A 22,253-nucleotide genomic window follows, 5' to 3' on the forward strand; every position below is an offset into this window, starting at 1 on the left:
TCTCTTGATAGTAGTACATAAAAAATCCCCCTTGTAACAATTTTCCTACAAAGGGGATTTTTTCTAAAATTTTATGCTTAGATCTATTGACTAAGTTGTTTTTCAACACTCTGAAAAAAGACAACTTTCAAAAGTTGTCTTTTTTAATGAATTCGTAAGTTTGAACCCAAAATTTCGCTATTTAAACGATTTTTTTAGTGTTGTTTACATTAGATTTCTCTACAACAAGACCTAATTTTTTAGCTACATAACCCGTCGTACTAGCTTGTATTAGAATAGTCATTAATATTGCGATAAAAGTGACAGTCGTAATTTCGTTTGCATAATCAACTCCGGCTGCTATTATCATTCCGGAAATTGCTGCAGGAATAACTCCTGTTTCACGGACCCAAAACATGAAAATAATTTCACTCCACGACCAATTTGCTTTTCGATCTGGTAAAGTGCAAAAAAGTACTGTTAGTGGTCGAGCAATAAACATGAAAACTAAAACAATCAGTACTCCTTGTATCCAATATTTACTTAAAATATGAAAATTCACTTGGGTTCCTAGTAACATAAAAATAAGCTTCCTCATAATTAATGTAGCATTATCCGAAAAATGAGCATCGGTTGTTCGAGTCTCTACTGAAATATGAAGACGAAACAATTGTGGATTACCTAAAATTAGGCCAGCAGTAAAAGTTGCCATAAACCCACTAGCATGAATTAATCCTGCTGTTAAATATGAGCTAATAGCTAAAACAAGACTAACTATTGTACTGTACTTATTTAAAAACGCCCATTTATGTGCTGAAGTAATAAATGCTCCAATGAAACCAATGATTATTCCAACTAATATTCCACCCCCAGCTTCACGAAAAAAACTCCAAACACTAGCTGAAATGGATAATTGCGATTGTCCTAAAATGACTCCAAGTATAGTAAATGCCAAAATAGAACCCGTTGCATCATTAAACGCTGATTCACTTTCTACAGTTTGTCTTACTTTTTCATGGATTGTAACTTGTTTAAAAACTGGAATCAAGGTTGCTGGGTCTGTAGATGCGATGACTGATGCAAGCAAAAGTGCATATAAGAATGGTAGCTTCAATAAATAAAAAGCTGTAACTGCTACAACTAATGCTGTAATAATGACTCCAAGAGTCGATAGTAGAGAGATGGTAATCCATACTTTTTTTAAAACGGAAACATGAATGGCTTTACCTCCTTCAAACAGAATTAAGACAGAACCTAGGACGATAATGAACTGATTTGCCACTGATTCATTTGGCAATGAAATGAAATTAAATACTGATGGACCTACTAATATTCCGATTATCATAAATAAAGCTACATCAGGAATTTTTATTTTTTCAGCTAATTTAATTGCCAATAATCCAAAAATCAAGACAAAAGTAATGATATATAATTCATGTTCAACAGCCTTCATTACAACTGATTCCATAATGTTTCACCTCACAGGCACTTATAAACTAATCTTAGAATGACCTTGTTGAACTCAAAATATTTACTCATTAAATAACATGTTATTATTATATTTTTTCCTCAATGGGAATGCTAAATTGAAATGGGGAAAAAAATTTCGAATAAAAAATTAGGTGAAAAGAGGGGATGTACTACTATGAGAAAAAAGCTGGAGCCTTCCTTAGACCCATCAAAAGTTTTAGTGATTGGATTTGCTCTCATTATTGTTTTAGGTAGTATTCTACTAACTCTACCAATCGCTACTAAGAATGGAGAAGGTCTGAATTGGCTGGACGCTTTATTCACTTCTACTTCAGCTACTTGTGTAACTGGATTAGTGGTAGTGGATACTGGTACAACGTTCACGTTATTTGGACAATTAGTTATCTTGTCGCTCATTCAAGTAGGCGGTTTAGGTTTTATGACATTTGCTACTTTTTTTGCAGTTCTCTTAGGTAAGAGAATTTCTTTAAAAGAACGCTTGCTATTACAGGAAGCATTGAATAATTTATCGATTGCAGGAATTGTACGTTTAGTAAAAAGAATCTTTATTTTTACAATTGTGATTGAATTAGTTGGTGGGATAATATTAGCAATTCGTTTTTCATTTGAAATGCCACTTAGAAAGGCAATATATTTTGGATTATTTCATTCCGTTTCAAATTTTAATAATGCTGGCTTTGATTTAATGGGAGGGTTTAAGAGTCTAACTGGTTATGTAGCAGATCCTACTGTTACAATTGTGGTTTGTTTATTGATTACACTTGGGGGAATCGGTTTTATCGTAATGAACGAATTATACGAATACAAAGAAACAGGTTTTCTCTCTCTACATACTAAAGTAGTTCTACAAACAAGCATTTATTTATTAGTTTTAGGAACTGTTCTGATTTTCTTCCTAGAATTGCATAATCCCAAAACATTACAGCCGTTATCATGGACTGGCAAATTTCTTGGTTCATTGTATCAATCTGTGACACCTAGAACGGCAGGGTCCAATACACTCAATATACCTGATTTAACACAGTCTACACTGTTCATAATTATCATTTTAATGTTTATTGGGGCATCTCCGGGTTCTACCGGTGGAGGGATAAAAACGACTACTTTCGCTACATTATTAGGAGCAGTTCGATCACAGATTAAAGGGAAAGAAGATGTTATATTTTTTAAAAGAAGTATCATGTACGACACTATTTATAAGGCACTTACTGTTACTGTAAGTGGTCTGCTTATTGTTATCTTTGTAACCATGATATTAACAATTACAGAGCATGGAAAGGACTTCTTAATGATCTTATTTGAAGCAACTTCTGCATTTGGAACTGTTGGACTATCTATGGGATTGACCCCTGATCTAACACCAATTGGAAGAATCTTAATCATTTTAACAATGTTTGCGGGAAGAGTTGGTCCATTGACGATTGCTTTTGCTGTTACACTAAGAAGAACTTCGGATCCTTTTAAACGACCAAAAGGTAAAATCATGATTGGATAAATCGTACCAAATTCATTTTATATAGGAGCAATGTAAATATGAAAAATCAATATGCAGTTATAGGATTAGGTAGATTCGGCTCAGGTATTGTGAATACTCTATTGCAACACGGTAACGAAGTGTTAGTAATTGATATGAATGAAGATCGTATTAATCAGTTTGCAGACATAGCTACACATGCAGTAATAGCAGATTCTACAAATGATGAAGCTTTAAAGGCAATTGGTATAGGTAATTTTGACACAGTTATAGTAGCGATTGGAAATGATATGCAATCAAGTATTTTAACAACCTTAGTCTTAAATGAATTAAAAATTAAAAAAATTGTTGCGAAAGCATTAAATAAGCGTCATGGTGAAGTGTTAAAAAAAATTGGGGCTGATTGGGTTATCTATCCGGAAAAGAATATGGGAGAACGAGTAGCGCATCAATTAATGTCACCAAATGTTTTAAACTTTATTGAACTCGCGCAAAATTACAGTATAGAAGAAATTAAGTTACCTTCAAAAATGGTTGGGAAAAGTTTGAAGGAATTAAATATTAGAGTAGAATTTAATTTAACTGTCATCGCTATAAAAAGCGAAGGAGTCGTTAATATCTCACCTTCTCCTGATGAAGTTATACATGAAGGAGATGTATTGGTTATGATTGGAGAAAATAGGGATCTGCATCGTTTTTCAAATATTGAATAAATAATTAAAAAAACAATTTTAAAAAAATATACGTATAACTATATGGTAATTGCTTTTAAGTTCTCAAAAGTGATTACCTTATTTTTTTACTATTTAATAAAAATGTCTAGAAAATATTTTAGCTTTTCTTTTTGCTTTATAAAAGTGTTCCCTATGAATATTTGTAGTAGAAGTAAAGATAATAATTACATAAATTTCGTAATGCACTCAGGCTGGAGGTGAATGTAGTAGTTGTTATTACGCTTAGGAGTCAATTACTACAGAATATATGCTTATTTTTCAACTTGCGATCATTTTAATCGCTTCAAAAATTGCAGGTGACATTAGTGTTAGACTAAAACAACCGTCTGTTCTTGGTAAACTTTTAATCGGAATCATACTTGGGCCTACACTATTAGGATTAATTAATGACACAGATATATTAAAAGAAATAAGTCAAATCGGTGTAATTCTGCTAATGTTTATTGCAGGACTTGAAACAGATATTGATGAGTTTAAACGGACTGGAACAGCATCGACTTTAGTTGGAATTGGAGGGATTATTGTACCATTTGGAATAGGCTATTTAATTGGAATGTTTATTCATTTAACTACTATTCAATCTAGTTTTTTGGGGCTTTTACTTTCCGCGACAAGCGTAAGCATATCAGTACAAGTGTTGAAAGAAATGAACAAATTAAAAACCCGTGAAGGGGCAACTGTTATGGGTGCTGCAGTAATTGATGATATTTTAGTCATTATTGCGTTGGCATTTTTACTTAGCTTGGCAGGTGAAAGTGGAGATGTAAATTTGGGGAAAATAATACTTAAAAAAGTATTATTCTTTGTATTTGCAATTATTCTTGGATGGAAAGTTGTTCCATTTTTACTTAGAAAATTTTCTACATTACGTGTTACTGAAACCGTTATTTCTTCTGCTCTAATCATTTGTTTTCTATATGCATATTTTGCAGAATACACTGGGGTTGCTGCAATTATTGGAGCTTATATTGCAGGTGTAGCAATAAGTGTAACTGAATTTAAGCACGAAGTATTTGAAAAAGTGGAGACAATTAGTTATTCATTGTTTGTACCAGTATTTTTCACTTCAATTGGAGTAACTGCTAAATTTACAGGGATTTTAGATAATATTTCCCTTATTATCATATTAAGCATTATAGCAATTCTGACAAAATTAGTTGGATCATCTCTTGGAGCTAAAATTTCTCGATTCTCATGGAGGAATTCTCTAGGTATCGGATCAGCAATGGTATCAAGAGGTGAAGTTGCGTTAATTATTGCTTCTATAGGTCTAGAGAATAAATTATTAGATCAGTCATTGTTTACCGTCCTTTTAGTTGTTGTGCTCATTACTACGCTTGTAACGCCACCAATGATGAAGATATTTTTTAATGAATAGTACGATGTAATAGAATGATCGATTGACTATTAAAAAATTTATGGGAATTTACTTCTTGGCGCACCAAAGATACTAAATAAAGAAGTTGAAAAATGTAAACGATTACCATAATAAGAGCACCAAAAATCATTCATTTCAAGTAATCGTTTACATGGATTATTCCAAAAAACACCAATTGACGAGTGATTTTAATCATGATAAAGTTGGTCTTACGTTTAAAAACGAACGTCAAACCACGGCCATAGGTCATGGTTTTTTTATATGAAAAAATCGCGAAAGGAGAATACAAAGTGAAGAATTTAATTTTATCTTTAGTTATTGGATGTGGATTTTCTATTTTACTGACGGGGTACGAAACGAATATGTCAGAAGTTAATAAAAAGATCTCAACGTTTAATCAATCTGAGGTACAAAACGTGTTAACAAACATGGTAGCAGTTGATAAAACAAAAGAGATTATTTGGAATCAAGCACGCTAATTAGTCGTGACTTTTTCTTTAAAATGGTCTTACGTTTAAAAACGAACGTCAAACCACGGCCATAGGTCATGGTTTTTTTATATGAAAAAAAATCGAGAGGAGATAACAAAAATGAAAAAAGTAATTTTATCTTTAGTAGTTGGATGTGGATTTTCTATTTTGCTGACAGGGTACGAAACGAATATGTCAGATGCTAATAAAAAGATCTCAACGTTTAATCAAATAGAAGTGCAAAACGTATTAACGAACACTTTAGCAAATTGTAAGTCACAACAAATCGTTTGGAATCAAGTACGATAAAAGCTCAGGGGTGCTTATAATTAGTATAGGTTCCTAATTTCTCGGATATTTTTTGGAGGGCTTCAAAAAAATTGATTGTAAATTTTAGTAAAAGTCTCTTTACAAATTTTACCTGAAGTTATATATTTACATTTAAATTCTATATTTCTCTAATTCAAAACCAAAGTTGCTTAATCTAAAAAAGAGCGGGGGAACCAATTCTTTATTGGGGTGAATCCTTTTTAGTAAAGGTAGGGGTATTCTTTAATCCCGAATCCGACAGCTAACCTCGTAAGCATTTAAAGAAGGGGGTTTATTTAGTCTTGTTTTCAAACACTAAGTAAAGCTTAGTGTTTTTTGTATGCAAAAAAGTATAAATTGGAAGCGATGAAAAGTTCATGACGTAACTCTGACTTTGCCTATAGCTCAACAATCAACATATTTTTTGTATGCTTTTTTTAAGAAAAGGGGAGAAATTTATGCATCATCCGTCCGAATATATAGAAATTGGACTATTTATTTTAGCGATTTTTGGGATTTATTACTCTGTTGCCAATTTTAACAGTGTAAAACGAGTATTTATTGGTAGACCAATGAGATCTGCAGAAATACATGCTCAGCATAATAAGTTGATTTGGTTTATTGCTTTACCAATTCTTGCAGCCGATTTGTATTCATCAGTATCTTATGGACCAGAAGCTGGAATGACTGAGTTAATCGGTCTAGGGGAAAAAGCACACTGGTATATCATTCCGATCACAATAGCAACGGTTTTTTTATTAGGGATTCTAATTCTTTCATATATTATGGGGATTTTAGCTTATCCTAATGGTGGTGGAGCATATGCAATTGCAAAGGACAATTTCAAACCTCGTTGGGTTTCACTCGTCGCTTCAAGCTCACTATTAGTTGATTATATTTTAACAGTTGCAGTTTCAGTTTCTGCTGCTCTAGAAGCTGTGTCATCTGCATACCCAGCTGTTGCGCCTTATGAAACAGTTTTAGCGATTTTTTGTGTATTTTTATTATTAGTTGTCAATCTTCGTGGGGTGGCTGAATCAGCTAAAATTTTTGCATGGCCAACATTTGGTTTTATGATTTGCATGTTACTATTAATTTTCACCGGATTTTTTGACGAATTCCAAAATGGATTTGTACAGCATCATACGCCTACATTTGGTACAGTTCCACAGGGATTAGGTATTTTACTTGTTTTAAAGGCATTTAGTTCTGCATGTTCTGCTTTAACAGGTATTGAAACAATTTCAAATGCAGTGCCAGTTTTTAGAGAACCTCGTCAAAAAAATGCAATTAAAACATATATAGCATTAGGAGTAATTACTTCAATTACACTTTTAGGCTTTGCTTATCATTTATATGTAAACGGAATTTCACCGAATCCAAATGATACAATGTTATCACAATTAATAAAGGTGTATTTTGGACACGGAATTTTATATCAAGTTATCATTTGGTTTACATTTATCATTTTAATATTAGCTGCCAATTCAACATTTACTGGATTTTCGCAATTAGCAGCGATCGTAGCAGCGGATGGTTTTTTACCGAGAGGATTTACAAACAGAGGCGATCGTTTAGGGTATTCTAATGGTATTATTGCACTTGCTGCAGCAGCAAGTATTTTAATCATTGCATTCCAAGCGCATACAAATGCACTAATTCCACTATACGCAATTGGTGTATTTTTATCATTTACCATTGCACAATTAGGATTAACAAGAAGATGGAAGCGAGTAAAAGGGCCTAAATGGCAAGTTAAATTAGCAATAAATATAATAGGATTAATTGTAACTTCTGTTGTTACCGTAATCTTTGCAGTTACAAAATTTGTAGATGGTGCTTGGGTTGTTTTAGTCGTAATTCCGACGATTATATTCTTCTCTTTAGCTATTTATAAACATTATCAAAATGTAGCAAGCGAATTAAGAATCGATTTAAGTTCGTTTAAACCAGAAGCTAATAAAGTCATAACAGTTGTATTAGTTTCGGGAACTCATCGAGTTGTTCATAATACATTGTCATTTGCAAAAGGTATTGCATCAGAACCGATCGCTGTTTACGTAGGCTTTGATGATGAATCAATTGAGAGAATGGAAGAAAAATGGGAAGAATGGGGTAATCCATGTCGCTTAGTCGTTCTAAAAAGCCCGTATCGTTCAGTACTTGCACCCCTTTCAAGATTCATTAAGTTAATTGAAGCAAATGAACAAGATAGTCACGTGCAAATTGTGATTCCACAATTTATTCCTAAGAGATGGTGGCATAATTTACTTCACAATCAAACAGCACTTTTACTTCGACTTTGGTTAATAAGTCAAAAGGATGTAGTCGTTACGACGGTTCCTTATCATTTGAGAAAATAATAAAAAAGAGCATGAAATGTTTATTTCATGCTCTTTTTTTTGACTTATAAAAGTCGGAGTGAAAAATCTTGCTAAATTTATAAAAAGTAGTTATCATTTGTATGTACAAACAAATGAATAGTCACAAAGGAGAAATTAAATGAAAACTTTAGTTATCTTAGCACATCCAAATTTAGAACAATCAAAAGTGAATAAAGTATGGATGAATCGACTTCAACAAGAGGATGTAACAATCCATAATTTATATGCGAACTATCCATATTTTGAAATTGATGTTGAAAAAGAACAAAACTTATTACTTGAACACGACCGTATTGTACTTCAATTTCCGTTTTACTGGTACAGTACTCCTGCATTATTAAAACAATGGCAAGATACGGTGTTAAGTTATGGTTTTGCTTATGGATCAGAAGGTACTAAGTTGAGAGGAAAAGAATTAATGTTAGTTATTTCAACAGGTGGACCAGCACAGGCATATCAAGCAGGAGGATATAATCATTACTCGATGAGTGAACTAACGCGACCATTACAGGCTACAGCAAACTTATGTGGAATGCACTTTTTACCTTCATTTTTACTTCAAGGAGTAATGAATATAACAGATCAGGAACTTCATGAAAGTGCTGAGGAGTTAGCTTCTTATATTACAAATCCAAATTTAAATGGACGTCGTTAAAACCCAAGAAGTTAACATTTGTTCTTACTACTTATTGACAAAGCATTGTTTTATTTTGTAAGTTGTATATACAAACAAGATAAATTCAGGAGCTGAGCAAATGGAACAATATTTTAGTGATTGTTTATACTTTACTGCCAATCATTTGGCTAGATTAATGAATAAGATGGCAGAAGAGGAATTTGCTCCACTTGGCATTTCACCTACTTATGCGTTTTTGTTAATGGCTGTTTATGAACAACCAAATATTTCTCAATCAGAGTTAAGTAATATTTTGCATATTGCGCCTTCAACTACAACAAGATTTGTAGATAAATTAGAAGTTAAAAAATTAGTTGAACGGAAAAGTGATGGCAAATTAACTTTAGTCAATTTGACTGATAAAGGAATTAAAATTCAAGAAGACATTAAAGTATGCTGGAAAAATCTATATAAACGTTATTCTGAAATACTTGGTGATGACGTCGCAAAAAATATAACGAGTCAAACGTTTCAAGCTGCAATTGAGATTGAATCAACAAAAAAATAGTAGTATGTTGTGAAAAGAGCCTTATGAAGGTTCTTTTTTTTGTTTTCCCTAAAGTATCTTGCGTTTAAAATAAGTACTTTGATCATTGCTTGCTATCGTTTCATATGAACAGAGGAGCTCATCTACCGACAATAAAATCAGCTTACTCAAGTAGAAATTACCAGCCTATTAAATTGAATAATGTTAAGAAGATATCCTCAATAGATTGGTCATCAAAAAATTAATCTTAATATTGATGAAAGAATCATACAATGTATGAGAAATTAAATAAATAATTTTGATCTGAACTTAAGAATATTAGAGGTGAGGTTATGTATGATCAATACTATGGGAATTCGTATGAGAGGGATCATAAACTAATTAGTGAATTAGAAAAGGCCATTAATGGTGAATATTCAGCTATTAAATGCTATACAAAATTAGCTAGTCTGGCTAAGAATGAGGATGAACGTAAAAAAATTTTAGAAATAAAAGAAGATGAAATAAAGCATTACAACCTTTTCGTATCAATTTATACTAATTTAACAGGAAAACAACCACAACAGAAAGTAACAGAAGATTGTCCCAATGCATACGTAGAAGGTTTGGAGTTTGCACTAAAAGATGAACAAGAAACAGTTGATTTTTATTTAATAGTTTCAGATGGAACATCAAATCAATTCATAAAAAACGCATTTAGTAGAGCGGCAAAAGATGAGCAAAATCATGCAGTATGGTTCCTTTATTTCTACATGAAAAATAATCTTGGTTAGGAGATGATATTGAGAATGGAAAACCAGACTTCGAAAACTTCATCTCAAAAATCAAAAAATATAAATCAAGAAGTATGGAGTTTTAAATCTGCCCCTACATTGCATCCTATGAAGGTTAACATACATGTGAATAAATCTGGAAAAGCTCCAGGCTATATTTTTGTTGCTCCATACACAGCATATGGGAAAACTATGATTGGTCAAACTGGTTCCTTAATGATGGATCAAGCAGGTAATCCAATTTGGTTTAAACCATTATCGAGTAGATATACACAAAATACTGATTTTAGAGTACAGACATACTATGGTCAACCAGTCCTTACTATGTGGCAAGGGACAATCTCGGGAACACAGTCCTCAAATTCTAATCTACCGTTTGGCGCCCCTGAACCCGGTGCTTTTTTTCAAATCATAAATCAAAATTATAAAGTAATTAAAGCAATAACAGCTCGTAATGGTTTTACTGCTGATGTACATGAATTTAATATTACAAAGCAAAACAAAGCACTCTTTACTGCGGTAAAACAAGTACCTGCAGATTTAACACAATATGGTGGTCCTAAAAATGGTTATATTTTAAATTACTCTATTCAAGAAGTTGATCTAGAAACTGGCCAACTTCTTTTCTTTTGGAACGTACTTGAACATATAAATCCAGATGATTCAATGGAATCGGCGTCTTCTGCAACAAGTTCGAATAATATTTGGGATTGTTTCCACGTAAATTCAGTTGAAGAAGGTCCAGATAATACACTTCTAATAAGCATGCGTAATATGTGGGCTATTTATAATGTCGATAAATTAACCGGAAAGGTCCTATGGCAGCTAGGAGGAAAATTAAGTGATTTTACTTTTGGGCCGAATACTAAATTTTCTTGGCAACACGATGCGCGACATAGATTAGGGAATAGGATTAGTCTATTTGATAATGCTTGTTGTGCATCTGGAAGTACACCAGCTGAAGGGTTTGCTCGTGGCTTAATTCTTCAACTAGATTACGAGAAGATGAATGTAACAATAGATCGCACATATTATCATGATCCGAATATAATTGTTGCAAGTCAAGGGAATGTTCAGAGCCTAGCTAATGGTAATCAATTCATTGGATGGGGGCAAGAGCCATACCTTTCAGAATTTGAAAATGAAGGTAATTCAAAAAACAATCTTTCATCTAGTTTACTATTTGAAATGAAGTATCCTAATGAAAATATTTCATATAGAGCATTTAAAAATAAATGGGTAGGTTGGCCACAGTACCCGCCTAGTATCGTAGCGATTACTTATCATGAAGGTACATTTGTTTATGCTTCGTGGAACGGGTCAACTGAAACTGTCGCATGGCAGGTTCTGTCTGGGCATTCATTTAAACAAATGCAAATTGTCAAAAGTAGTATTCCTCGCAAAGGATTTGAAACAAAAATTGTTATAGATTCAGTTGGGCCATATTTCCAAGTAAGAGCATTGAATGAAGCAGGGCAAGTACTTGGGATTTCACGTATTGTTCGTAAACAAGATATAAACGGACTATAACTATTTCTTAAAGTATAAAAAAGAGAGGACGGGTAATGTTGAGACTCTCCGAAAAAAGGAATGTTTTAAATAGCAAAGAAGCTATTCTTTTAGCTGCATTCAGCTATCAAACATATGTACTTTTTCGTAAAGGAACGATTACTTTACCAAAAGGTTACGTCCTAAAGTATATTATTCATGCTGAGGTGAATGTAGAGAATCCTACGACTGAGGTATTTGGTTTTATTGCCGAGTCAAAGGAAAATATTATTATTGCATTTAGAGGATATGCCGCCTATCCAGCAGATCTTATTGCAGCGTATGACATACTTCAAGTTCCTTATCCCTATGTTGAAAATAGCGGTAAAACTTCCCGAGGCTTTACATGTATTTACGAATCTACAAGAAAAAAATTATTTAAAGAATTAAACAAGTTTCCAAAGAATAAAGAACTATTTATTACTGGGCACAACTATGGTGGAGCATTAGCAACGTTAGCCACTTTAGATATTATAACGAACTCAAAATTTAAAAATGCATCAGTTTATACTTATGGGAGTCCACGCGTAGGTGATCCAGATTTTGTTTATCGATTTAATCAAGTCGTAAAAAGTAGTCAAAGGATCGTTAATATTCATGATTCATTTGCCACTTTTCCAGAAAAATTTTATCCTCCACCATTTACAGAGGAAGGGATCTATTATCAACATGTAAATACAAAGTTTCCAATTTCCTTCCAGTTGAATGATACGCCAAGGAATGATGGAATAGGATGTTATTTTAAAAACTTGAGTAATTTAAATACAGATTATGCGATCAAATTATGTAATGAAAATCCTGATTTTTGTCCTAATTCAGAAATGTGTTTTCCTTTTCAACGAACTTGTAATTGTCCAAAACCTTGCATTAAAAAAGGTGGTTGTTAATATGGATTACTCAAGAGTGGAGAATGTATTTAATAGTAAGGATGCAATTTTACTTTCCGCGATGTGTTATCAATCAAATCAATTAATAGAGAGTGACACAGGAGAAGTTGTCTTACCAAAAGGTTTTAAACTCCATTATACGATTTATGCTTATGCAGGAGTTGAAGAGCCAGTAGCTGAACCATTTGGATTTATCGCAGAATCAAGAGATGAAATCATTATAGCTTTTAGAGGGACAGATTCATATAAAGACAATGAATCAGACCAGGACCTATATCAAATAGAGTATCCATTTGCCGAAAATGTTGGAAAAACACATAGAGGATTTACTTGTATTTATCAATCTGCCAGGAACGAACTATTTACAGAATTAATGAAGTTATCACCCAATAAAAGACTATTGATAACAGGATACAGTTTGGGGGGTGCTTTAGCTGTTTTAGCTGCATTTGACATCACAGTGAATTCTGATTTCGACAATCTATCAGTCTATACTTTCGGTAGTCCACGCGTTGCAGATCCAGAATTTGCTTATCGATACAATCAAATTGTAAAGAGAAGTTTTCGTATTTATAATGTGCATGACATCATACCTACCTTACCTGCAGAAGTTTATCCTCCGCCGTTTACATCTAAAGGTTTATATTATCGACACGTAAACAATAATTTTCCAGTCTCGTTTCAATTAAATAGCATAGCTCGTAATCATTATATTGGTTGTTATTTTAATACGATTAGCAGATTAGACCCTGAATTTACTTCTGCATTATGTTTGAATAATACTGATTTTTGTCCAAGTATAAAAATATGTACTCCTTATAATGGGAAATGTATTGAAAAGAACTAAATAATAGTAAAATTTATATCAAATCCATATTCTCAAGGATTTGATTTTTTGTTTGGAGAGTAGTTGAGTTATTTTTGAAGTATAAATTAGTATCATGAACTACAGTTCCAAATCCACCTAAAGCTAAGGTAGCTTATAAAGGTGTAATGGTAGATGATCTTTTAACTCAATTAGGTTTAAAATAACAAAATAGATTATTTTTACAAACAATTTAAATAGTTTATAAGTTTATTAAAAAACTATCCTACTTTATTAATTAAAATGTAGGATAGTTTTTTGTTAAAAATAGGAATATTATGTCTTTTCATTTTTTAATAAAAAACCTCAAATTCCCCCAATTTTTAAAAAGTCTAAAATTTCCAACTTTACTTAAAATTCGTTGTTTTATAAGGGGTATTAGCCAAGATTCAATAATTAATCTCAAATAATAACAATTTCTCTAATTAAATTCGAAAAAAAATTAAGTGGAAATCGCTAAATTTCCCCAATACAAGACAAGCGAAACATGGAGTAATATTTAATTAAATTTAAGTGTTTAGAAAAATTTTAATACTTGAATTTTCTGAATTTGTGCAAATAATCGAATTTTTTATTATTTGTTTATACTGGGGGGGAAAACATGAAAGAGAGAAAATCGTCTCACAAAAGTAAGAGGCCAACAAAAAAAATACTTTCGATCTTTGCGTTAAGTTCGATGTTTTTAAATGTTGTGATTCCTCATAGTTATGCAAGTGGAAATACTGCTGAAGCAAAACTTAATCAGCAAAATTTATCTAGTAATACCTTTGATGCAAAAGAAGTAAACCGTATTCTTGACGGGCTTACACCAGAACAAAAAGCAAATATTAATAAGCTTACTGGTGCAGATCATACTGAAAAAATCCGTGTAGACAAAAAGGATTTAATCGGTTCAAAAAAGATTAATGTTGTTGTTCAATTTAAACAAGATCCAGCTAAAATACAAATCATTAAGCAATCTTTAGCTAAAGGTGGAGCAACTGCAAATAGTCAAGCTTTTGATAGCGAATATTCAGATGCTAAAATAAAAGTTAAAGATTCGCATGCAAATTTTAAGACCTTTTTAAATACTCAACCTAAAACTTCTATTGTTGGCGGGAAAACTGTTAAAACAGAAATCAGTATTACTCGAGAATTTACAGATGCATTTAATGGAGTTGCTTTAACCTTACCAGCGAATTTAGTTCAAAAGCTTGCAGAAAGTCCAGATGTTGCGTCTGTTTGGTCTCAAGTAGAATATTCTTTACCTGATGAAGGAATTTCTCAAAAATCAGCGACAGCTACATCAGTTGGCAAGCCAACAACAGGTCTATCATTTTTAGGGATTGATAAGCTTCAAGCTGAAGGGAATACAGGTATCATTAAAACAGGTCCACGTGCTGGTCAAAAGGTTAAAGTGGGTGTATTGGATACAGGTATCGATTACAATCACCCTGAACTTTATAAAGTAACACATGATGGAAATGGAAAATTATATGGTGGACATGACTTTGTAAATAATGACGGATTTGATGCAACAGGAAACATTAAGTATGTGGATGACCATGATCCAATGGAAACAACTTATGATGATTGGGTAGCTGATAAAGAGAGTTCAAATCCAGTTTGGGGAACACCTCCTTCAGATTATAAGCCATATATTACTTCACATGGAACTCACGTTTCCGGTACGATTGCAGCAAATACGACGAATAATAACGATGTTTATTCGGCAAATGGGGTAGCACCTGATGTGGCTCTTTATGGTTATCGTGTATTAGGACCAGGAGGACATGGAACAACAGGATCTGTACTAAGTGGTATCGATCAAGCTGTAAAAGATCATATGGATGTAATTAATCTATCTCTTGGTGCAAATGTTAATGATCCATTATACCCAACAGCTATTGCGATTAACAATGCTACTTTAGCTGGAGTCGTGTGTGATGTTGCTGCAGGTAATGCTGGACCTGGGCAAGCTACAGTTGGTTCACCAGGAACTTCAGCACTAGCAATTACTGTAGGTGCAAGTACAATCCCTGAAGAAATTGCAACAATGACTGTTAAGAATGGTTCAGTTTCATATAAATCACGTTTATTTGGTAAAAACTTTTCACAAGCAGACGATGTTTATAAAGGTCAAACACTTCCGATCGTTGATGTTGGCTTAGGAAGTGAAGCAGACTATAGTGGAATTGATGTGAAAGGTAAACTTGTTCTAGTAAAGCGTGGCGTAGACTATTTATCAACAAAAATGGCAAATGCTAAAAATGCTGGAGCAGCGGGTATGATTATCTGGGATAATACGGATGATAGCGATAGCCAAGGTTACATTCCTAATTTCTTAGGAGTAAGCATGGATAATGTTTATTCGATTTCATTAACTCAGGAACAAGGACAAGCTCTTTCTGATGCGATTAAAAAAGACCCAAAATCAGCTAATATTACGTTCCCTTCTACACTAGATGCACCTATTACTAAGAGCGGGGATGAATTAGCAAGCTTTAGCTCAACAGGCCCAGTTAAAGATTGGACAATTAAGCCAGATGTAGTTGCACCTGGAGTTGATATTTCTTCAACAGCTCCATACGATATTTGGGAGCCGAATGCAGCACATGATTATAAACTTGGTTATCAGATTATGTCTGGTACATCAATGGCAACTCCTCACGTTGCTGGGATCTCAGCTTTAATTTTAGCTGCACATCCAGATTATACACCGGCTGATGTCAAAACAGCATTAATGAATACTGCTAAAGATATTAACACAGATTCAAAGACTTATAGTGTTTATCAAGTAGGAGCTGGACGTGTAGATCCATCACGTGCTATTAAAGAGAATGTAAAAATTCAAGTTTTAGATAAAACAGTTACATTTGATAATCTAGCAGATATCTCAACAGCACATGAAGTAGATAACATTACAGGTAGCATGTTTTTTGGTTTTAAAGGTAGAGGAGAAGGTGCAACGAACGGTTCTGATGATGTAGTTTCTTCAAAAGATTTTAACGTTTCTAACGAAGGAACTAGCAGTAAAACATTTAATGTAAGTACGGAATTTATTTCCTCAAAATTTGCTGGGTCGAATAAAGTCGGACCAGGAACAGGAAATGATGTTAAAATTGATTTTTCGGTTGATGGAAATAACGTGAAATCGATTAATGTCGGCGGAGGAAGTACAGTCAAAGCTACGGCAAAAATAACAGTTCCGTCAAATTCACTTGAGGGTACTTACGAGGGGTATATCCATTTAATAAATGCAGCGGACTCATCGGAGACTTATCGAATTCCATTTACAGTTACAGTTGCGGAAAAAGGAATTAATACGTTCAATGTTGTGCTAAAAGCTGCAGCAGAAGGAAATATTTCAGCTTATAATGTTTCTGTTAACAACGAAATGGAAAACTTATATATTGTTGTGAAGGATAAAGACGGAAAGTATATAGGCGTAACAAACACATTATCAAGCGGTAGAAATTTTATCCCAGGTGTCCAATATGGTCCACTATTAACTCTTTTTAATGGATGGTATCTTCCATTTACAAAGACATACGATGGAACATATGACGAATCTGGCATTGCAGATAAGGTGGAAGTACTAAAAGAAGGTAGTTACTCTCTCGAGATGATTGCTACTGGTAAAGATGGAAAACGTTACACAGCGGAAGATACTCTCTATGTTGATGGTACTCCACCGACTATGACGATGGATTCTGACTCCAAACCGGGAATCTATGAAATCAACACGACAGGGTACCTACCTGGACAAGAAATTAAAGGATTTACAGGTACGGTTTATGACTCGAATGTAGACGTGATGAAAAATAATGGCGAAACATCAGTACCTAGTCCTAGGGATGGCAAACCTGTTCCTGTTGATCAAGGGTTGAATATAGTCACTGGTTATCAAGACAGTCAATTCCCAACAGTTTACTTCAATACAAATGAGAAAGGTCGTTTCCACTTTGGTGTGACGAAAGAAGACGTAGCAAATAAACTAGGTAGTGATTTTATAATTGATCCTACAGATTTTTCGGGTGAAAATGATTATGAGATCAATAAACAAACTTATTATTTTATTAAAAAAGGTAATCCTTACGTTACCCTAACTTCATCTAATGGAGTAGATGCAGGACCAGGTACCGAAGATAAAGTAGTTGTCGATCCGAATAAACCATTCAAAACAACAATCGCAACAAAATATGGTGTCGGAATGACTGGCGGTAAATTTTTACTGAATGACCATGGTGTGTACCAATTCTCTAATATCCGACTAACAAATGAGTATAAAAACTATCTGATTAGTAAAGGAATCGATCCAACTACCGTCCTTACTGTAGGTCAACCATATACGCATCAAAATTATCAAATTGGAAAAACAACAGATATCACAATTTCAAATATAGGTTCAGCAGGTGCTCTTGATCATGATATGCCGATTATTGAGGCAGATGTAACTTATACAAACCTTGATCCTGTAGTAGGAGAATTTCCATATAACTTGTTGCAGGCGAATTTAACATTGTCAGGTGAAGATACAAGGGTTGCGTGGTTCCCGGTTGATATACCTTATGTAAGACAGTTCACTTCTATGATTAGAGGACGTGTAGCAGCGGAATCTTTCGCAAGAAACAACATTAATAATAACTATCCACAATTCACTGTTGATTCAGGTGCGAAGGTAACGGCTACAGATGCAAATGGTAAAAAATTTACAACAGATCAACCGACAACAGCTAATAATACAATGGCTTATGCGTTTATCAACCCATATTATGCTTTGACAGCTGATGTAAGTGACAAGCCATATTCTTTGGAAGCAAGTGTACCAGGACATTTTAAAGGATATGAAAAAACACCTGTGATTGGTCAAAACAAATTCGGTTATCAATCAGGTACAGTAAAAGATCTTCCGAGTCTCTTCCCAATCCTTTTAGGTGGAGATGTAAATGGTGACAACGTCATCGACATGAAGGATTTACTGAAAGAAATCGAAGTTTATTACCAATATAAAAACTTAACTAATTTTAATAATCCAGATAATAAGCTTGCAAACAAGACAGCATTTTTAAATGCTAACCGTGATGCAGATATTTATTGGATTAAACCAACAGGATTTGGTTATGGCATTGACTATAATGATTTCTATTTTATCTTTAAAAACTTTGGTACGCAAAATCAAAGTGCGATTGATGCAGGCTTAAGTGTTCCAACTGCTCAACTAACAGTAGATAAAGATACGACGATCACAACGGATTATGCCGGTTCAATTTGGTTAAATGCTGGTGACACATTACAGCAAGTTATGCAAAAACTTAATTTTGCAGGTCCATCTCAAGCAGTTTCAACAACACCTAAGTTACAAGACTTGCAAAATGGAGCAACGATTTCCCTTTCTCCATCAAGCACGATGTTCGTTGATGATTTAGTGTGGAGAAAAGCAATTACAAAAGTTATGCTAGGGTCAACTGATGTAACTGATAAAGTAACAATTAGTCCGGCTTACACGTATTATGATGCAAATGGTGTAAGTCAAACAATGCCTTCAAAAATTACGTTACCGGGTTCATTATTCCCGGCGGCAACGAATTATACAATTACAGTGAAGGCAACAGGTTACCAAGATGTAACGAAAACGTTAACAGTATCAACGGTGCCAATTCCGACGCCTGCGATTCCAATTATCACAGACCCAACAGTAGCGCATATTGGGAATGATTTAACGTTATCTTTCCAAGAAGATGCGAACTGGCGAAATGGAATCAATAAAGTAATTGTGACGACTAATACCGGTAAAACTGTGGATATCACGAATTTAATCAATCCAGATACAAATCAAAAATATTACGACATTAGCAAACCAGGAAAAATTACGTTTAATGCGAAAACATTTATGACGGATTCTACTCTTGATCCAAAAAATACTTCAACATATAATCAAGCGACAATCAATCCTGGTGGTAAAAATTATTTACCTCAGCTTTACAAATTTACGATTGGCTCAACAGGTACAGATGGAACAGTTTATCCAGATACTATAGCAGGATCTGACCCAGTTTACACTGCGCAACAGCCTGTTGGCTATAGTATTACATTTGACAGTCAGGATGGCTCAGCCCCTAAGTCGATGGCAGTAGGATACAAACCGAACGCAAGTCGTTCGAATGGTCCGAATAGTGATTTAGTAAGTTTTTATAGTCCTGCACCAACAAGACCGGGATATAAATTTCTTGGTTGGTGGAATGAACCATCTTTAAAAACAGTATGGGATGCAGGTCCAATAACTGCAGACAAGACTGTTTATGCGAAATGGCAAATGAATACGACTCAAAGCTATTCACCAGTTGATAAAGCGAATCCGGATGGATTAAAATTCGACGGAAGTAACGGAGGGGTTTCTGGTGTTGGTTGGATATTAGGAGAAGGCGATTTGAAAATCAACATTCCTGACTATTTAACAAATGTTTCTTGGTTAACATCTAAGGACAAGATTGCCAATATCGAGGCAACATTCTATCAGATGAAGAGCGATGGTTCAACGGAAACAACACCAACAGTCTATACGTTAGATCCAAGTACCTATGACTTGACGGCAAACGGTAATAACGGAATCCTTTCCTTTAAAACAGCAACTCATGATCAAGCTGTTCAAGCAGGTCAAACGAAATTAGGTGAGAAATTTGCCTTCAGTGAGATGCCTACATTATCAAATGCAGGGGCGATTGTAGGATATAATCTCAAACTAACATCATCAACAGGGGAAGTAGTCAATATCCCTAGTATTCAACTAGGATACAGACGTCATATTGACTTGAACGGTGGATCATTAAAGAATGCAAAAGACTTGTTCTTTGCCGATACACTTGTCAATGGTTTGGCGAAAGCACCGAATATGATCACAGGTTCTTCTCATGTAGTAAATGGAAATCTGACGATTAGTTCAAATCTGTATCTAGATGCAGCTAACTCAAGTGATAAAATTTCTGATATTTCAATGGATAACGGTAAATTTATAACGGATAATACAACTTACTATCTATGTTGGAATAAAGTGCCACCAACGGTTAATAAAGATGTTGCTGGAAACATTGTAGGAAGCGACATTACGTTAACATTTAATGATGATGGAACTTGGAAGAATAATATCAAGGCAGTGAACATCGGTGCTAAAACTTTAGAACTAAATAAGGATTACACGATTTCGAATAATAGTATTACCCTTAAGGCTGCTCTTTTCACGAATGCACAGAAGTTCAATGTGACGATTGTTTCAGAAGGGTATAAAAATGTAACAGTGGTAGACCAAGTTATTGGTTATACAGTTTCATTTGATTCAAATGGTGGAGATCCAGTTCCAGCTCAAATCGTAGACAGAAATGCATCAAAACCAAGTGATCCGACAAAAGTGGGATACAAGTTCTATGGTTGGTACATGGACGAAAATTTAACAATTCCATATGATTTTGATAACATTGTGGTAAAACCAATCACACTTTATGCGAAATATGCGTTAGCTGGTTCAGTAGTAACAGCAGATACAACAGATAATGCAGTAGGCAATAATATGGTATTAGAGTTCAGTGACAAAGAATGGGCAAATGCGATTACTGGCATTACCGTCAACGGTCTTGCAATAGATGCATCGAAATACAATGTAGATAAAGAAAATCGTCTGATTACACTAAATCAAAGTCTATTCACAAGAGCAAAAGATTATACGATTACGATTAAAGCTAAAGAGTATGCTGATGTGACATTAGTACAAAAAGTAGTAAATGGATATAATGTTCATTTTGTATTACCAAGTGATGCTCCAGCTGAAGTGAAAGATGCAACAAAAGATCGTATTGTAGTGCGTAGAATCACTGCACCGATTGCTTATGGATATGATTTAACTTGGTTCGCAGATGAAGCATGTACAATTCCTTGGGACTTTACAAACTCGATCTATTCTCCAAAAACACTTTATGGAAAATGGTCAATTCATAAGTTCACAGTAGAATTTAACAAGCAAGATGGAAGCTTAGTAGAAACTAAGAAAGTGGATTATAACACAACAATGACAGCACCAACAGCACCAACAAGAACTGGATATACTTTTGTTGGATGGTATAAAGATGCGGAAGGAAAAACACCATGGAATTTTGCAACAGATAAAGTAACAGCAGATACAGAGTTATTTGCTAAGTGGAGCATTAACTCGTATACAGTTAAATTTGATAGCCAAGGTGGAAGTACTGTAGATGCTATAAAAGCAAATTATAACACTATGATTGGTCAGCCAACTGTACCAACAAGAACAGGTTACACTTTTACTGGATGGTACAAGGACGCTGCAGGTCAAATACCATGGAATTTTGCAACAGATAAAGTAACGAGTGACACAACAATATACGCAAAATGGTCTCTAAATAAACCGAACGTTAACCAAATCGATGATAATGATCCAAAGATTTCAGGATCAACTTTGGCAAATGCAACAATTACCATAAAAATCAATAATGCTGTAATTGCAACAGGAAAAGCTGATTCAAATGGAATATTTAAAATCCAAATTAAACAACAAAAAGCAGGTACAGAGTTATCTGTCTATGCAAAGGATTCAACTGGAAATGAAAGTTCTGCAACAAAGGTCATAGTTATAGCAAAGCACCAAAAGGATTAAATAATTAATTGACGATATGAATCATCGAGGTAAATGCTAAAAACTGAATTGACAAGCAGTACAAATTATACTCAACCAAAAAGAGTGCTTGTGATTAAACACTCTTTTTGGAATAGTAAAATGATAAGTTCATCTTTTTTCAAATTAAAAACTT

The 22,253-nt window shown here is 34.0% G+C and carries 14 protein-coding genes and 1 riboswitch; of the genes, 13 read left to right on the plus strand and 1 reads right to left on the minus strand.

What is annotated here, in order from left to right; all coding sequences use genetic code 11:
• Positions 1-181 precede the first annotated feature (181 nt).
• On the minus strand, positions 182-1,447 hold the full coding sequence (locus B6K90_RS22075; RefSeq protein ID WP_088014872.1) for a cation:proton antiporter: 1,266 nt from the start codon (positions 1,445-1,447) through the stop codon (positions 182-184).
• Positions 1,448-1,624: 177 nt separating this feature from the next.
• Between B6K90_RS22075 and B6K90_RS22080 the strand changes: the two genes are divergently transcribed.
• From B6K90_RS22080 to B6K90_RS24480, 13 genes are all read left to right on the plus strand, one after another.
• Positions 1,625-2,965 carry a TrkH family potassium uptake protein gene (locus B6K90_RS22080; protein ID WP_088014873.1) on the plus strand — a complete coding sequence of 447 codons (1,341 nt, stop codon included), beginning with the start codon at positions 1,625-1,627 and terminating at the stop codon, positions 2,963-2,965.
• A gap of 38 nt (positions 2,966-3,003) precedes the next feature.
• Positions 3,004-3,657 (plus strand): potassium channel family protein, encoded by a 654-nt coding sequence (locus B6K90_RS22085; protein ID WP_088014874.1) that lies wholly within the window; start codon positions 3,004-3,006, stop codon positions 3,655-3,657.
• Between the two features lie 268 nt (positions 3,658-3,925).
• On the plus strand, positions 3,926-5,056 hold the full coding sequence (locus tag B6K90_RS22090; protein WP_088014875.1) for a cation:proton antiporter: 1,131 nt from the start codon (positions 3,926-3,928) through the stop codon (positions 5,054-5,056).
• A gap of 290 nt (positions 5,057-5,346) precedes the next feature.
• Positions 5,347-5,535: a hypothetical protein gene (locus tag B6K90_RS22095; protein WP_088014876.1), complete on the plus strand. Its 189-nt coding sequence runs from the start codon at positions 5,347-5,349 to the stop codon at positions 5,533-5,535.
• A gap of 111 nt (positions 5,536-5,646) precedes the next feature.
• Positions 5,647-5,835 (plus strand): hypothetical protein, encoded by a 189-nt coding sequence (locus B6K90_RS22100; RefSeq protein ID WP_088014877.1) that lies wholly within the window; start codon positions 5,647-5,649, stop codon positions 5,833-5,835.
• A gap of 157 nt (positions 5,836-5,992) precedes the next feature.
• Positions 5,993-6,127: riboswitch (cyclic di-AMP (ydaO/yuaA leader) on the plus strand.
• A 166-nt stretch (positions 6,128-6,293) separates the two neighbouring features.
• Complete coding sequence (locus B6K90_RS22105) at positions 6,294-8,198, plus strand: APC family permease (protein ID WP_088014878.1); 1,905 nt, start codon at positions 6,294-6,296, stop codon at positions 8,196-8,198.
• Between the two features lie 139 nt (positions 8,199-8,337).
• Entirely contained in the window at positions 8,338-8,874 is a 537-nt protein-coding gene (locus tag B6K90_RS22110) for an NAD(P)H-dependent oxidoreductase (protein WP_088014879.1), read from the plus strand.
• Positions 8,875-8,974: 100 nt separating this feature from the next.
• Entirely contained in the window at positions 8,975-9,403 is a 429-nt protein-coding gene (locus tag B6K90_RS22115) for a MarR family winged helix-turn-helix transcriptional regulator (protein ID WP_088014880.1), read from the plus strand.
• A gap of 311 nt (positions 9,404-9,714) precedes the next feature.
• Positions 9,715-10,155, plus strand: a complete 441-nt coding sequence (locus B6K90_RS22120) for a ferritin-like domain-containing protein (RefSeq protein ID WP_088014881.1) — start codon at positions 9,715-9,717, stop codon at positions 10,153-10,155.
• Positions 10,156-10,170: 15 nt separating this feature from the next.
• Positions 10,171-11,685, plus strand: coding sequence for an arylsulfotransferase family protein (locus B6K90_RS22125; RefSeq protein ID WP_088014882.1), 1,515 nt, complete (start codon positions 10,171-10,173; stop codon positions 11,683-11,685).
• 35 nt (positions 11,686-11,720) lie between these two features.
• Positions 11,721-12,590, plus strand: coding sequence for a lipase family protein (locus B6K90_RS22130; protein WP_407920546.1), 870 nt, complete (start codon positions 11,721-11,723; stop codon positions 12,588-12,590).
• A gap of 1 nt (position 12,591) precedes the next feature.
• The gene (locus tag B6K90_RS22135; RefSeq protein WP_088014883.1) at positions 12,592-13,437 is read left to right on the plus strand and encodes a lipase family protein; all 846 of its coding nucleotides are present in this window, start codon (positions 12,592-12,594) and stop codon (positions 13,435-13,437) included.
• Between the two features lie 619 nt (positions 13,438-14,056).
• Entirely contained in the window at positions 14,057-22,099 is an 8,043-nt protein-coding gene (locus tag B6K90_RS24480) for a S8 family serine peptidase (RefSeq protein WP_088014884.1), read from the plus strand.
• The last annotated feature ends 154 nt before the right edge of the window (positions 22,100-22,253 follow it).

The organism is Gottfriedia acidiceleris (genome assembly GCF_002128425.1).
In the GTDB taxonomy this organism is placed as follows: Bacteria; Bacillota; Bacilli; order Bacillales; family Bacillaceae_G; genus Gottfriedia; species Gottfriedia acidiceleris.

What these genes read in the sequence shown, in the direction of transcription:
- B6K90_RS22075 (WP_088014872.1), bottom strand. Translation starts at nt 1,447, where the DNA reads ATGGAATCAGTTGTAATGAAGGCTGTTGAACATGAATTATATATCATT.
- B6K90_RS22080 (WP_088014873.1), top strand. Translation starts at nt 1,625, where the DNA reads ATGAGAAAAAAGCTGGAGCCTTCCTTAGACCCATCAAAAGTTTTAGTG.
- B6K90_RS22085 (WP_088014874.1), top strand. Translation starts at nt 3,004, where the DNA reads ATGAAAAATCAATATGCAGTTATAGGATTAGGTAGATTCGGCTCAGGT.
- B6K90_RS22090 (WP_088014875.1), top strand. Translation starts at nt 3,926, where the DNA reads ATGCTTATTTTTCAACTTGCGATCATTTTAATCGCTTCAAAAATTGCA.
- B6K90_RS22100 (WP_088014877.1), top strand. Translation starts at nt 5,647, where the DNA reads ATGAAAAAAGTAATTTTATCTTTAGTAGTTGGATGTGGATTTTCTATT.
- B6K90_RS22105 (WP_088014878.1), top strand. Translation starts at nt 6,294, where the DNA reads ATGCATCATCCGTCCGAATATATAGAAATTGGACTATTTATTTTAGCG.
- B6K90_RS22110 (WP_088014879.1), top strand. Translation starts at nt 8,338, where the DNA reads ATGAAAACTTTAGTTATCTTAGCACATCCAAATTTAGAACAATCAAAA.
- B6K90_RS22115 (WP_088014880.1), top strand. Translation starts at nt 8,975, where the DNA reads ATGGAACAATATTTTAGTGATTGTTTATACTTTACTGCCAATCATTTG.
- B6K90_RS22120 (WP_088014881.1), top strand. Translation starts at nt 9,715, where the DNA reads ATGTATGATCAATACTATGGGAATTCGTATGAGAGGGATCATAAACTA.
- B6K90_RS22125 (WP_088014882.1), top strand. Translation starts at nt 10,171, where the DNA reads ATGGAAAACCAGACTTCGAAAACTTCATCTCAAAAATCAAAAAATATA.
- B6K90_RS22130 (WP_407920546.1), top strand. Translation starts at nt 11,721, where the DNA reads ATGTTGAGACTCTCCGAAAAAAGGAATGTTTTAAATAGCAAAGAAGCT.
- B6K90_RS22135 (WP_088014883.1), top strand. Translation starts at nt 12,592, where the DNA reads ATGGATTACTCAAGAGTGGAGAATGTATTTAATAGTAAGGATGCAATT.
- B6K90_RS24480 (WP_088014884.1), top strand. Translation starts at nt 14,057, where the DNA reads ATGAAAGAGAGAAAATCGTCTCACAAAAGTAAGAGGCCAACAAAAAAA.